The sequence below is a fragment of the Frateuria hangzhouensis genome, assembly GCF_026410505.1.
In the GTDB taxonomy this organism is placed as follows: Bacteria; Pseudomonadota; Gammaproteobacteria; order Xanthomonadales; family Rhodanobacteraceae; genus Frateuria_A; species Frateuria_A hangzhouensis.
Map to the genome: position 1 here is coordinate 15,685 of NZ_JAPMIU010000017.1, position 13,685 is coordinate 29,369.

Consider the following 13,685-nt stretch of genomic DNA (forward strand, 5'->3'; position numbering starts at 1 on the left):
CAGCGAACAGGGAAACACGGGCGCGATCCCGCGTTCCCTGTTCCGCGGCTTCCGGGTGCCATGACTTCTGGCCTACGCCGCCACCTGCCATGGCCCCAATAATCGGGCGTTCATCCCAAGCGGAGTTCCCGATGCGCCGTCCTTCCCTCACCCTGCTCGCCGCTGGCCTGCTGCTGGCCAGCGGCGTTGCCTGCGCCGCCGAGACGACCATTCCCGCGGCGGCCGTAAAGACGGCCGCACAGTTGCGCGACAAGGCCATGCAGGACCAGACCGGCTACCGCATCGCCGAATCGCTGACCACCGAAGTCGGCCAGCGGCTGGCCGGCAGCCCGGCCGACCAGCGCGGCGTGGACTGGGCCATCGCCAAGTTCAAGGCGCTGGGCTTCGACAAGGTCTACACCGAGCCGGTGACCTACCCCAAATGGGTGCGGCGCAGCGAAAGCGGCGCCATCGTCGCGCCGTTCCCGCAGACGCTGGTGCTGACCGCGCTGGGCTACTCGCCGGGCACGCCCGAAGGCGGCCTGACCGCACAGGTGATCCGTCTGCCGAGCCTGGATGCCCTGAAGAACGCCGACCCGGCCAGCGTGAAGGGCAAGATCGTCTACATCGGCTTCCGCATGCAGCGGCACAAGGACGGCCACGATTACGGCATGGGCTCGGCCATCCGCACGCAAGGCCCGGTGATCGCCCAGGCCAAGGGCGCGGCCGGCTTCCTGCTGCGTTCGGCCGGCACCGACCCGCAGAGTCGCACCCCGCATGCCGGCGTCACCGGCTTCCGCGACCCGGCCAAGTCCATTCCGGCCGCCGCGCTGTCGAACCCGGACGCCGACCAGCTCGAACGCGCCCTCGGCTACGGCAAGCCGGTGACGGTCCGGCTCGACCTGGACTGCGGCATCGAGGGCGAATACACCGGTGCCAACGTGATCGGCGAAGTCACCGGCGCGAAGTACCCCGACCAGGTGGTCGCCATCGGCGGCCATCTGGATTCGTGGGACCTGGGCACCGGCGCGATCGACGATGCGGCCGGCGTGGCGATCGCCATGGCCGCCGGCAAGCTCATCCAGGATCTGCCTGGACGCCCGGATCGCACCATCCGCGTGATCGCCTTCGCCAACGAGGAAATGGGCCTGTGGGGCGGTCGCGCCTATGCCGAGAAGCACGCGGATGAGGTGCGCAAGTTCCAGCTCGGCACCGAGTCCGACTTCGGCTCGGGCCGGATCTGGCGCATGAGCGCCAGCGTCAAGCCCGATGCGCGCGGCGCCATCGAGCAGATCGCCAAGGTGCTGGCGCCGATCGGCGTGGCGTATGACGCCAAGCGTCCCGGCGGCGGCGGCTCGGACCTGTCGCAGATGCACGGCAAGGGCATGGCCGCGCTGTCGCTGACCCAGGACGGCACCTACTACTTCGACTGGCACCACACTGCCAACGACACCTTCGACAAGATCGACCCGAAGGATCTGGCGCAGAACGTGGCGGTGTACGCGGCGTTCTCGTACATGGCCGCGCAGGCCGACGGCGATTTCGGCTCCGCGCCGGGTGCGTTTGCCGACGACGGCGCCGGGGAATGATGCGTAGGGTAGGCTTCAGCCCACCTCCACATGCCGCCGGAAACTTGATTTTCGCAATGGCATCGACGGTGGGCTGAAGCCCACCCTACGCGGTACCGGGCTCGACATGGCCGCCGGCGGCCTGCTGCATCGCCACCGGCAGCTCGCGCGGGCGAAGGGAACCTCCGGGCCATGTCCGCCCTTCACGGGCGCGTGTAGTACCCGCCCCCGGCGGCCAGCGCTCCGGGCACGCAGAAGGTCTTGGGCATCACCGCGATCGCGACCGGCACGCCCACGGTTTTCTCCACCCCGCCCGCGGCGGCGCAATCGGCGCCTTCGGGCAATCGGTAGTGGATGATCCGCACGGTGTATTGCGGGCAGACGTCCGAACAGGGGAACTCGGCGACCACCGGCAGGCCGTGGTTGCGGCCAAGCTCGACGGTCTGCCCCATCATGGCGTGTTTGTCGAAGGGCCTGGCCGCGTAGGCTTTCAGCGCGGCATCGTCGAGCAGTCCCGGCTCGCCCGCGCGGGTCGTGCAACTGGCGCCGGCCAGGATGAACAAGGTCGCCAGCGCGACAGGAGGGATGCGAAGCATGGCGGTTCTCCGTGAACTGCGTCGCACCGTAGCGCAACGCCGCCCGCCCTGCCTCAAGGTCGCCGCGGATGGGCCGCTAAGCCCATGACCGGACGCCACCGCGTTCCGCCCCCGGCGATGGGGATCGCCCGCCGCCAACGAGCACGACCATGAGCATCACCTTGTCATCTCTCACCTCCCGCCTGCGCCAGGTCTGGCAAGCGCGTGGCCAGCGCCGCAGCCGTGTCGACCTGCTCGGACGCATCGCCGCGATCGACAAGGTGCAGGCGGTGATCGAGTTCACGCCGGAGGGCGTGGTCCTCGATGCCAACGAGAACTTCCTGCAGGCCTTCGGCTATACCCGAGACCAGGTGATCGGCCAGCATCACCGCATGTTCGTCGAGCGTGCCGAGCGCGAGAGCCCGGCCTACCGGCAGTTCTGGGAACGCCTGCGCCGCGGCGAGTACAACGCCGCGCTGTACAAGCGCGTGCGCCGTGACGGCAGCCCGATCTGGATCCAGGCCAGCTACAACCCGATCTTCGACCCGGCCGGACGGCCCTTGAGGGTGGTCAAGTACGCCACCGACGTGACCCGCCAGACGCTTGCCGCGCAGACCCTGCGCGGCACGCTCGAGCAACTCAACGACACCGTCCCGGCGATCGCGGGCGAGGCCCAGACGGCCAATCGCCTGGCGGTGGAGGCCAGTGGCAGCGCCGACACCGGCGGCGTACTGGTGAAGGAGCTGGTCGCCGCCATCGGCGACATCAACGGCCGCGCCAAGGCCATGGCCGAGATCATCGCGGTGATCGATTCGATCGCCTTCCAGACCAACATCCTGGCGATCAACGCCGCGGTCGAGGCCGCCCATGCCGGCGAGCTGGGCAAGGGTTTCGGCGTGGTCGCGCAAGAGGTGCGCGCGCTGGCCCAGCGCAGCGCGCAGTCGTCGAAGGAAATCCGCGAACTGGTGCAGAACACCACCGACGCGCTGGCCGGCTGCAGCAGCCGCGCGCACCGCGCCGGCGAGGCCATGGAGGCGATCGTGGGCTCCTCCGGCCAGGTGGACCAGCGCATCCGCCAGATCGCCGAAGCGGCCCGTTCGCAAGCCGACAGCCTGGCCCAGGTCAGCCGTACCCTAGGCGACCTGCAACTGGGCGCCGCGGCCTGATCCGTCCTCGGGCGGGGGCGCCACGAAGCGGCATGCCCGACTTTCGTGGTTACGCATCAACCCGGACAGGAATGCTCCTCCGCTTCCGCGCGGAACCGGTTTTGCCCTCGCGCCTTTCCCGGAAATTTCGAAAAAACCTGGTCGATTTTCTGCAGCAGCGCACCTATGCGCGACGGTAACCCTGACGCTTCGGGCGGTCGCGCACAAGGGCGCTCCTGCAAGGATCCGGGTCGACGTTATTCGGCGTTGCGCCTTGGGGCGGGGCCGCTCGTCGCCCCGGCCTCGCACTCAGACATGTCCGGGAACGACGGGTCGATCGACTCCTGCTCGAGCTGCATCGGACGGTGCTGCAACGCATCCGCAAGGTCTTGCCAACCGGCACGCGCCGCCGCGCGCCGCATCGCCGCCAGCGACGATGCCGTGGGCGTGGTCGCGTGCCGGGCCGCGGCCGGCGGAATGTCGGCGGGCGACATCCGCCACGGTCGCAGGCGCCGGCCCGCCGTGTGCGCGGTGGCGGCCAGCACCGCGGCGATGCGCAGGCCGCCCTCGTCGATATCGCCCCAGTGGTAGACCGGCAACGCCGGCGCGAGCCCCTCGAGAATGCGCGCATAGGCCTTGCGCCAGGCCGGCGAAGGCATGCCGCCGGTGTAGAGCAGCAGGACCTCCTGCGCACCGGCCGCCAGCGTCGCATCGTGGAAGGTGGCGAGGTTCTCGATGGTCAGCAGGCAACGTGCCGGCGTCGTCACGGTGCGCACGGATTCGACCGGCAGGCCCAGGTAGGGCCGCACCAGCGGCAGGCTGGCATCTTCCGGACCGTCCGGCACGTGCAGGCAGCGCACGCCCGCATGGACGGGCTGCACGGGCGGCACCACGGCACGAGAGAGCTCCACCGTGCCGACACCGGACAGCAACATGGGCTGCGGTTCGCGCCGCAGGCCGATGGCCGACCACACGTCCTCCTTGGCCAGGCCCGTGGCGGCAAGCTCGCCGGTCACCAGGACCTCGAGCCAGGGCGTGAGTTTTTCCAACCGCTTGCTGTCGCCGAACAGGCGCACGCTCTCGCGGCGCAGGATGCGCTCGTGTCCGGCGTCGCCCTCGCGTGCGGCCACCGCCTCGGCGGCCTGCGCGAGCTCGCCGGCCGCTTCGGCACCGCAGCCGCGCACCTTGCGACCCGCGCGCCAGGCAGCGATCGCCTCGGCCACGGCCGGGAACCGATCGACCCAGGTTTCCAGGTGTCGCGCAGCGGCGGCTACGCGGTCGTCCAGCAGCGGCACGCCGAGGTGTCGCGCGAGCGCGGGCAGATCGGCCACGCTCAGTCGCAGCAGTCGGGAACCATCGCCACTGCGGCTTTCGCGTTGCGCCAGGATCGCGCCCTCGCGCTCGGCCAGCGCCACCTCGCCGTGGAAGGCCTCCAGCTCCTCCAGCGAACGCAGGCCGGTGTATTCGTCGGCACTGGCCATCGGCAGCGACACGCGTCCGTCGGCACCGCGCAGGCGCGCGCTTTCGGCGCGGCGCAGCAGGCGTTCGAGCACCTGCCGGGCGGGACTCACGCGCTCGCCTGCTCGCGAGCGATGCGCGCGGCTTCCTCGGCCAGCAGGTCCGGATGCAGGTCGAACTGGTCGCTGAGCAGCAGTTCGCGCGCGGCCGGCTTCACCTCGATGCGCTCGGCCTGCAGCAGGTCGCCGTCACGGAACAGCTCGATGTAGCTCTCCAGCACGCCGGAAAGCGTGCCCTGCGCGGTGTCGGGCGCGGCCAGTACCAGCTGCAGTCCCAGCGAGCGCAGGTAGTCGACGGTGGCGCGCGCGTTTTGCGCGTCGATCTTGTCGCCGAACTCGTCCAGCAGGATCAGTCCGATGCCGCCCGGATGCGCCTCGCTCTTGCCGTAAGCCGCGGCCAGCGCGGCACCGGCGATCACGTACAACGGCGCGCGGTGCTCGCCGCCGGAACCGGAGCGCATGCGTTCGCTCAAGCTGCCGATGACGCGTTCCTCCTGGCGGATCTGCACCTCGAAGCGGAAGAAGCGACGGTAATCATCCAGTGGCGAGGCAGCGGCGCGGGTGGTGGCGTTGTCCTCGATCAGCTCGCGGAAGGCGCCGGGCACTTCGCCGGCGTTGCCGAACAGGTTGTCCTCGCCACCGACGTCGGCGACGCGCTGGATGAAGCGGTGCAACTCGCGGTACTCGGGCGCCACCTCATAGTGGAACTGGTAGCGCTCGTTGTTGGAAAAAGCGGGGCTGCCACGCAGCGTGCGGTTGAGCGTGTGGATCTGGTACTTGAGCTTGCTGAAGTTGTCGTACAACGCGGTGGCGACGTTGGCGCGGAAGGTTTCCACCGCCGTGGCGTAGGCCTGTTCGGCCTCGCCCTGGTAGTTGGCCAGCTCGGTATCGCGCAGATTGGCCAGTTCCTTCGCCAGCAGCGTGCGCGCCGGGCGCCAGGCCTCAGGGGTGAAGTCGATGTCCAGTCCATGGTCCCTGGCGTACTGGGCCAGCGCGCTCCAGGCTTCGGGCAACAGGCCGCGCAGGCGGGCGTCGCTCTCGGCGGCGCGTTCGCCGCAGCGGCGGCCGCGTTCCTCCAGCGTGGGGAATTTCGCGTCCAGTTCTTCGCGCTGGCGCTCGACGCGGTTGTTGTCCACGTCGGGATCGGCGAAGGCCTCCACGGCGCGGCGGGCGACGATCGCCTCCTGCGCGCGCAGGCCCTCGAGCAACTTGCCTGCCTCGTCCACGGCGCGCGCGGCCAGCGCTTCCTCGCCGATCAGGCGGTTGGCCTTGCCGCGCCATTCGAGCATGCGTCCGTGCAGCTCACGCACCTGCTCGGCCAGCCGCAGCAGGTCGGGATCGAGGTTGGCGTCGCGGCTTTCCATCGCCGCGCGGTAGCGGTGCTCGACCTGCCGGTGTTCGAGCACGTGGTCGTGCAGCGACCGCGCCGGCTCGTCCGGATCGGCCAGCCGCGCCAGACCGCGCTGGCAGGCCTCGACACGATCGAGTTCGGGCTTGAGCTTGCGCACGTCGCGCTCGGCGGTCTCGATGTCTTCGCGCAGCACGCGCTGACGCGCGCGGTTGTCGGTGGCGCCGATTTTCAGGTCGCCCGTGGCCGGCAGGCGCAGCCGCTCGATGCTGCCGCCCTTGGCCAGCAGGCCGTCGCGGGTCAGGCCCTGGCGACTGCGGATGAGCTCGGCTTCGGTCTCGACACAGCGCAGTTCGCCAAGCTGGCGGCGCAGGAAGGCCAGCGCCTCGGCGCTGTCGCCATCCAGCAGCGCGGCCACGCTGCCGGCGGCCGGGTCGGTGCCGCCGCGCCCGCCGCGGGCGTGGCTGGAAAGCGCCAGCTTGACGCCGTAGATCGCGCGGCCGCCCTGCAGCGAGCGGTACAGCCGGGTCGCGCGCTCTTCGTCGGCGGCCGGTACCAGCAGCGCTTCGACGTTGCTGCGCAGGTAGGCCTCGATCACCGGCTGCCAGGCCGGATCGGTCACCCGCACCAGGTCGCACACGGGCTGCGCGTCGATGCCCTCGTCGCGCAGGTAGCTCATCAGGCGCACCGCATCCGGGTGCAGCTCGGCCTGGCCAGCGGCGAGGCGCTTCTGGTTCTGGCGCGCGGCGGCAAGGCGGCCCTGCGCCTCGTCGAACGCGGCGTGGAGCGCGCGGGCGTGGCCGTCCACCGCGTCGATCAACGGCCTGGCTGCCGCCAGCGCCTGGTGCGCCTGCGCGTGCAGGGGGCCGGCTTCCCACGGCAGCGCGGCATCGCCGGACAGCGCCGCGAGCGTGTCGTGCCAGCCGTTCCAGACCGCCCGGGCGGTCGCCAGCGCGGTGACATCCACCGTGGGCAAGCCGAGCTTGCGCACCTCTTCGAACTGCGCACGGACGAAACCGAACTCGCGCAGCAGTTCCTTTTTCAGGCGCGCCAGCTCGGCGCGATCGCGGCCGGCCAGTTCATCGAGCTGCGACTGCTCACCGTAGCCCTGGCTGCCCTGCAGGCGGGCGTTGGCCTGCACGTGGGCTTCCTCGGCCGACTGCTGTTCGAGGTTGGCTTCCAGCAGCGCGCGGCGCGTGGCGGCCAGCGTGTCGACGGCCTGTCCGCAGGCCTGTTCGGCCTGTTCCGATTGCTCGGCCAGCAGGTCGCGCGCGTACTCGGCGGCGAGTGCCCGGTAGCTGGCGGCGCGCATCGCCTGCGCGGCGATCTTGCCGTATTGCTGCTCCACGACTTCGGCCGCGCCGATCCGCTGCACGACCTGCTCGATCTTTTCCTTGAGCTGGCGGAAGGTGTCCAGCAGCGCGCGGAAGCGGGCGATGTCGGTGGGCCGGTCCTCGGCGACCAGGGTGCGCACGAACAGGTCGACGTCCTCCACGCGCTGCAGGTTGAGCGCGTTCTGGAAGGCCTTGCGGTAGGCATTGACGTCTGGGTGCGCGGTCGGCGCCGCGCGCAGGCGGAACAGCAGGTCCTTGACGAAGCGCTCGCTGGTCGGGTGCAGCTCGGGCTTCGTATTCGCCTCGTGGCAGCGGCGCACGGCCAGTTCCTTGAACGTGGCCCATTCCAACGGCAGCTCCCTGCCCTTGCCGCGCTCCAGGTGATCGTCCAGTTCCAGCGCCACGCCAGGCAGCATGTACTGGCCGTAGACGCGGTGGTCCGGCTCGTCCGCCGAGGCGCCCAGCGCGATGCCGGCGGTCAGCGGCAGGCCGCTGTCCTGGTCGCGGAATACCAGCGTGATGTAGGTGGTCGCGGTGCGCCGCTTGCGGCCTTCCTCGCCGCTGCGGTAGGTGCCCAGGCAGTAGTCGCGGATGCTGCGCGCGCGGGCGCTGCCGCCGGCCTGGGCGTTGAAGCGGATGCGGCTGCGGTCGCCGCCCAGCAGCACGATCTGCAGCGCGTCGAGCAACGCGCTCTTGCCGGCACCGTTGGGCGCGATGATCGCGCTGGTGGCGTCCAGCGTGAGGGTCTGCGCCTCGAACAGGAAGAACTGCACCAGGTGCACGCGCTCAAGCAGTTGCATCGTCGTCCTCCGTGGACTCGGCCGCGTCTTCATCGCCGTCGCGGTTGTGCTGGTCCAGCCGCTGCAGCCACTGCTCGCCGACCACCTCGACGATGGCCGGGCGCACGCGCAGGTGGAACGGTTGCGGGTCGTCGGCTTCGGAGTCGACCCGCCGGCACACGCCCCAGCGCTTGAGCGTGCGCGCCAGCGAGCGCAGCGCGCCGACCTCGGGCATCGCGCGGCCGATGAGTGCCTGATAGGCCTCCTGCAGCTCGGGCAATTCCACGATGACCTCGCCCTGGTCCTCGACCTGGCCCTGGCGCATGGCCTCGTCGTAGCGCTGGCGCAGCACCAGCAGCAGCAGGGTTTCCTCCAGCGTCACTGGCGCGCCGTCGCCGTGCGCCGGCAGCGCGACGACGTAGCGGTAGTGCGCGTTGCGTTCGAGCCGGATGCCCAATGGAGCCAGCGCGGCAACGTAGTCGTCGAAATGGTCCTCGACCAGGTGATAGGCCACCCGGGTGCCGCGGTCGCCGGCGTAGAGCACCTGCTCGGTGACCAGGCGGTAGGCGGCGCGCTCGAAGTCGGCCACGGCGTAGACGCCGTTGGATTGCTGGCTGAGCATGTTCCAGCTGCGTTTCATGCGGATTTCTTCAGTCGATGGATGGCAAAACGCGGCGCACGCAGGTAGCCGTTGTCGGCGCACTCGCCCGCGTCGATCAGCTCGACGCGGAAGCCGCGCAGCAGCCGGCCGAGCGGATCGTCGCGGCGCAGGCCACCGATGCGGTGGCTGCGCAGGGCCAGGGTAAGCAGGATCTGGTAGGCGCGCAGGTCTTCGATGGATGTCACTTCCAGCTGGCTGGAATCGGCGGCGCCGTGGCTCAGATGGCGACCGACGTAGCGCGCCATGTCCTCGGGCGTGACCAGCCGCGCGCGTTTCATCCGCCGCAGCAGGCTCAGCCGCGCGAGCTGTTCGGGCGTGGGCTGCTGCACGGCATTGGCGCTGCGCGGGATCGGCTGCGGCTTTCGCCGTGGCGGCCGCAACTGGCTGTCGTCCATCAGCGCGCCCGGCGCCACCGGCAGGCGCAGGTCGTCTTCCGGCGCCTGCAGCACGCCGCGGCAGGCGCGGCGCAACAGCACGTCGAGCTTGTCCGGGGCGCGCAGGCGGTAGTCGAGGAAAGCCAGTGCGCGGCGATTGGCCTGGCGGATATCCTCGTCCAGGCGACCCAGGTATTCGTCGATGCGCTCCAGTTCGTGCAGACGGCGCAGGCTGCGTTGCAGGCGCAGTTCGGCGCGTTCGGCGTCACCGGCCGTCAGGTGTTCGCGATACCAGCCGAGCAGGGTGTCGCGAAGGTCCGTGCCTTCGATCTGCAGCGCCATCGAGAGGATGGCGCCGCGCCGGGCCAGCGGATGATCGGCCTTGTGCAGATCGGCGTAGTCGCCGACGAAGAAACTGGAGACGTAACGCTCGAACCACTGCCGCGCGAATTGCGCGGTGGTCTCCGAGCGGGAAAGTTCCGGCATCAGGTCGCGCACCTTCAGGCTCATCGAGGAGAGCGAAACCAGCAACCGGCGTGCCTGGTCGGCCGCCTCGTCGAGCGCGTCGCCGCCAGCCTTGCCATCGACCACCTGCTGCAACTGCAGCTCGATCGAGCGCACCTTGGCCGAGACGAAAGTCGGGCCATGCTCGGCAAATTCCACCAGGGTGGAGAGGAACTGCGACACCGCCGGCATCATCGAGACCATCTCGCGCGCGCCCACGCGTTCCTGGCGCAGCCAGCCGGTAGAGCGGAAACGTTCGTAGATGCCGTTGGCGCGGTCGACCAGCGAGGCGCCGGGAACATCACCCTCCTCGCCCTCGTCGACCCAGGGATCGTCGGTGAGCAGGTAATTTTCCAGTGCGCCGGTGATCTCGCGGCGCTGGAAGCCGGTGCTCGGCGGCAGCGGAGCGTCCGGGCCGAAGAACTGCTCGAACAGCCGGCAGAGCAGTTCCCAGTAGCGCTCGCGATTGGCGCTCGCCAGCGGAGCGAACAGGCCGGGGGGCACCACCGAGAACAGCGGTGGCGTGGTGGGCGTGGTCAAACGACGCTCCGGCGGGCGGACATATCCATCGCCGAATTATGCGGCAGGATCAAGGATGCTCCCACCCGCGCGACCTGCTCCCTCCCTGCTGGCAGGGGAGGGTTGGGGGGGTGCTCTTACGCTCCGGATGGCCTACCCCTCCCAACCTCCCCCTGCAAGCAGGGGGAGGAGCCGACCTTGATCCCGGCACGCGGTGGCGTGAACGGTGGCGAGATGGCATCTACACGGAGCCTGTGCGGGCGGGGCATTCCGCGCGCGGCCGCGGCTTATGCGCGAAGCGCTGCTGCAGGCGGTCCAGGTACAGGTAGATCACTGGCGTCAGGTACAGCGTGAGCACCTGCGACACCACCAGGCCGCCGACCACCGCCAGGCCCAGCGGGCGGCGCACGTCGGCTCCGGCGCCGATGCCCAGCGCGATCGGCAGCGTGCCGGCGAACGCCGCCATCGTGGTCATCATGATCGGACGGAAGCGCACACGGCAGGCATCGAAGATGGCGGCTGCCGGCGCCATGCCTTCCGCGCGCTGCCGCTCCAGCGCGAAGTCGATCAGCATGATCGCGTTCTTCTTGACGATGCCGATCAGCATCACGATGCCGACGAACGCGAACAGGTCCAGCGAGGCGCCGAACAGCACCAGCGTGAGCAGCGCGCCGACCGCCGCGGCGGGCAGGCCGGAGAGGATCGTCAGCGGATGGATGAAGCTCTCGTACAGGATACCCAGCACCAGGTAGATCACGAACACCGCCAGCAGCAGCAACAGGCCCATGCCCTGCATCGAGTCCTGGAACGCCTGCGCGGTGCCCTGGATGGAGCCGCTGATGGTGGCCGGGAGCCCCATCTTCGCCATCGCGCCGTCGATCTCGCCGACCGCCTCGCTCAGGCTCACGCCGGGCGCCAGGTTGAACGACACCGTCACCGCCGGCAACTGGCCCTGGTGGTTGACGGTGAGCACCTGCGGCTTGCGCGCGAAACTGGCGACCGTGTCCAGCGGCACCGCCTTGCCGGTGTCGGAGGTGACGTACAGGCGCGAGAGTACCGCCGGATCGTCCTGCAGCGAGCGCTTGACCTGCAGGATCACCCAGTACTGGCTGGCGGCACCGTAGATGGTGGAAACCTGATTCTCGCCGAAGGCCGCGCCGAGCGCGCTCTGCACCTGCGCCATGCTCAGGCCCAGCGGCGCGAGTTTGTCGCGGTTGACCTCGACCACGATCGAGGGGCTGTTGAGGTCCAGGTCGTTGGTCAAGTCCTGGAAGCCGGGCAACGTGGCGAAGGCGTGGGTGACTTTCGCCGACCACTCGTACAGGGCCTGCAGGTCGATCGACTGCAGCGTGTACTGATATTCGGCCTTGCTCTGCCGCCCGCCCACGCGGATCGCCGGCGGGTTCTGGATGTAGGTACGGATGCCGGTGACCTGGGCGAACTTCTGCCGGAGTTCCTGGCTGATCCGGTCGACGTCGAGCGCGCGCTGGCTGGCCGGTTTGAGCAGCAGCAGGATCGAGCCGTTGTTGACCGTGGCGCGCGAGCCGCCGGCGCCGACGCTGGACATGTACCCGGCCAGGTTCGGGTCCTTCGCCACGATATCGGCAAGCTCCTGCTGGCGCGCCACCATCGCGTCGAAGGAAATGTCCTCCGGCCCTTCAGTGTTCACACGCAACTGGCCGCTGTCGCCGGCGGGGATGAAATCCTTGGGCGCCACCGCGAACAGCAGCGCAGTGACGGCCAGGCTGGCCACGAACGCGGCCAGCACCAGCCGCGGCCGGTCCATGCACCAACGCAGGCTGGCCAGGTAGCCGCGGTGGACGGCATTGAAGCCGCGGTCGAAGCCCGCGATCAGCCGATTTTTCGATTCGTGGTCATGCGCCTTGACGAAGCGGCTGCACAACATCGGCGTGAGCGTGATCGCCACCACGCCGGAGATCAGGATTGCCACGCTGATGACCACCGCGAACTCGTGGAACAGCCGCCCCACGATGCCGCCCATGAACATCACCGGGATGAACACGGCGATCAGCGACAAGGTCATCGAAAAGATCGTGAAGCCGATCTCGCCGGCGCCACGGATGGACGCGTCATACGGCGCCTCGCCCGCCTCGATGTGGCGCACGATGTTTTCCAGCATCACGATCGCGTCGTCCACCACGAAGCCGACCGCCAGCGTGAGCGCCAGCAGCGAGAGGTTGTCCAGGCTGTAGCCGAGCGCATACATCACGCCGAAGGTGCCGATCACCGAGATCGGCAACGCCACCGCCGGGATCAGCGTGGCCGAGAGGTTGCCCAGGAACAGGTAGATCACCAGCACGACCAGCACGCCGGCCAGCAGCAGGGTGAACTGCACGTCGTCCACCGAGGCGCGAATCGACTGCGAGCGGTCGTACAGCACCTGCAGCTTCACCGACGGCGGCAAGCCGGCTTCGAAACCGGGCAGCACCTGCTTGATGCGGTCCACCGTCTCGACCGTGTTGGCGCCCGGCTGGCGCTTGATCGCCAGCACGATGGCGCGCTCGCCGTTGAACCAGCTGGCCTTCTGGTCGTCTTGCACGCTGTCGCGGGCGCGGCCCAGGTCGCCCACGTGCACCGGCGCGCCATTGCGGTAAGCCACCACCACGTCGTTGTAGGCAGCGGCGCGCTCGAGCTGGCCGTCACTGCGGATCGGCAGCTGCTGGCGTTGCCCGTACAGCGAGCCGGTGGCCTGGTTGACGTTGGCGTTGGCCACCGCCTGCTGCACCTGGTCGATGCCGATGCCGCTGGCGGCGAGCTTGTCCGGGTCCAGGCTGATCCGCACGGCATATTTCTGCGAGCCGTACACGCTGACTTCGGCCACGCCGTCGACCATCGACAACTGTTGCGCCAGCTCGGTTTCGGCGTACTCGTCCACCTGCGTCAGCGGCAGTGTCGAGGAGCTCATCGCCAGGTACAGGATCGAGGCGTCAGCCGGATTGACCTTGCGGAAGGTCGGCGGGGTAGTCATCTCCCGCGGCAACTGGCGCAGCGCCGAGGAGATTGCCGACTGCACGTCCTGCGCGGCCGCGTCGATGCTGCGGTCGAGCGCGAAGGTCAGCGTGATGTGGGTCGAGCCCAGCGCGCTGGTCGAACTCATCGACTCGATGCCGGCGATCGTCGAGAGCTTGCCTTCCAGCGGCGTGGCCACCGCCGAGGCCATCGTCTCGGGCGAGGCGCCGGGCAGGCTCGCGCTGATGCTGATGGTCGGGAAGTCGACGTTGGGCAGTTCGTTCACCGGCAGCCGCGGGTAGGCCACGATGCCGAACACCAGCAGCGCGGCCATCAGCAGCGTGGTCATCACCGGGCGACGGATGCAGAGCTGGGGGATGTTCATGCGAAAGCCGCGCTAGCCGTACGTTGC

General features: G+C 69.5%; 8 protein-coding genes. 2 read left to right on the forward strand and 6 right to left on the reverse strand.

The annotated features are described in order from the left end of the window. Nucleotides 1–131 precede the first annotated feature (131 nt). Nucleotides 132–1,568, forward strand: coding sequence for a M20/M25/M40 family metallo-hydrolase (locus OSC30_RS14905; RefSeq protein WP_267172657.1), 1,437 nt, complete (start codon nucleotides 132–134; stop codon nucleotides 1,566–1,568). A 182-nt stretch (nucleotides 1,569–1,750) separates the two neighbouring features. Here OSC30_RS14905 and OSC30_RS14910 read toward each other — a convergent pair whose 3' ends face one another. Then, complete coding sequence (locus OSC30_RS14910) at nucleotides 1,751–2,143, reverse strand: hypothetical protein (protein WP_267172658.1); 393 nt, start codon at nucleotides 2,141–2,143, stop codon at nucleotides 1,751–1,753. 149 nt (nucleotides 2,144–2,292) lie between these two features. Between OSC30_RS14910 and OSC30_RS16900 the strand changes: the two genes are divergently transcribed. Further along, the gene (locus tag OSC30_RS16900) at nucleotides 2,293–3,288 is read left to right on the forward strand and encodes a methyl-accepting chemotaxis protein (RefSeq protein WP_323374221.1); all 996 of its coding nucleotides are present in this window, start codon (nucleotides 2,293–2,295) and stop codon (nucleotides 3,286–3,288) included. A gap of 236 nt (nucleotides 3,289–3,524) precedes the next feature. Here the strand turns inward: OSC30_RS16900 and OSC30_RS14925 are convergent, their stop codons facing one another. The 5 genes from OSC30_RS14925 to OSC30_RS14945 form a co-directional block, all read right to left on the reverse strand. Next, nucleotides 3,525–4,838, reverse strand: a complete 1,314-nt coding sequence (locus tag OSC30_RS14925; RefSeq protein ID WP_267172659.1) for a Wadjet anti-phage system protein JetD domain-containing protein — start codon at nucleotides 4,836–4,838, stop codon at nucleotides 3,525–3,527. After that, complete coding sequence (locus OSC30_RS14930; protein WP_267172660.1) at nucleotides 4,835–8,266, reverse strand: SbcC/MukB-like Walker B domain-containing protein; 3,432 nt, start codon at nucleotides 8,264–8,266, stop codon at nucleotides 4,835–4,837. The genes OSC30_RS14925 and OSC30_RS14930 overlap by 4 nt, the downstream gene beginning before the upstream one ends. Then, nucleotides 8,253–8,885 carry a DUF4194 domain-containing protein gene (locus tag OSC30_RS14935; RefSeq protein ID WP_267172661.1) on the reverse strand — a complete coding sequence of 211 codons (633 nt, stop codon included), beginning with the start codon at nucleotides 8,883–8,885 and terminating at the stop codon, nucleotides 8,253–8,255. Before OSC30_RS14935 ends, OSC30_RS14930 begins: the two co-directional genes overlap by 14 nt. Next, on the reverse strand, nucleotides 8,882–10,324 hold the full coding sequence (locus OSC30_RS14940) for a Wadjet anti-phage system protein JetA family protein (protein WP_267172662.1): 1,443 nt from the start codon (nucleotides 10,322–10,324) through the stop codon (nucleotides 8,882–8,884). The genes OSC30_RS14935 and OSC30_RS14940 overlap by 4 nt, the downstream gene beginning before the upstream one ends. 220 nt (nucleotides 10,325–10,544) lie before the next feature. Continuing rightward, on the reverse strand, nucleotides 10,545–13,658 hold the full coding sequence (locus OSC30_RS14945) for an efflux RND transporter permease subunit (RefSeq protein ID WP_267172663.1): 3,114 nt from the start codon (nucleotides 13,656–13,658) through the stop codon (nucleotides 10,545–10,547). Nucleotides 13,659–13,685: the final 27 nt, after the last annotated feature.

Bases quoted from the DNA above. Each gene is read 5' to 3' on its own strand.
- OSC30_RS16900 (WP_323374221.1), top strand. From the start codon at position 2,293: ATGAGCATCACCTTGTCATCTCTCACCTCCCGCCTGCGCCAGGTCTGG.
- OSC30_RS14910 (WP_267172658.1), bottom strand. From the start codon at position 2,143: ATGCTTCGCATCCCTCCTGTCGCGCTGGCGACCTTGTTCATCCTGGCC.
- OSC30_RS14945 (WP_267172663.1), bottom strand. From the start codon at position 13,658: ATGAACATCCCCCAGCTCTGCATCCGTCGCCCGGTGATGACCACGCTG.
- OSC30_RS14930 (WP_267172660.1), bottom strand. From the start codon at position 8,266: ATGCAACTGCTTGAGCGCGTGCACCTGGTGCAGTTCTTCCTGTTCGAG.
- OSC30_RS14905 (WP_267172657.1), top strand. From the start codon at position 132: ATGCGCCGTCCTTCCCTCACCCTGCTCGCCGCTGGCCTGCTGCTGGCC.
- OSC30_RS14935 (WP_267172661.1), bottom strand. From the start codon at position 8,885: ATGAAACGCAGCTGGAACATGCTCAGCCAGCAATCCAACGGCGTCTAC.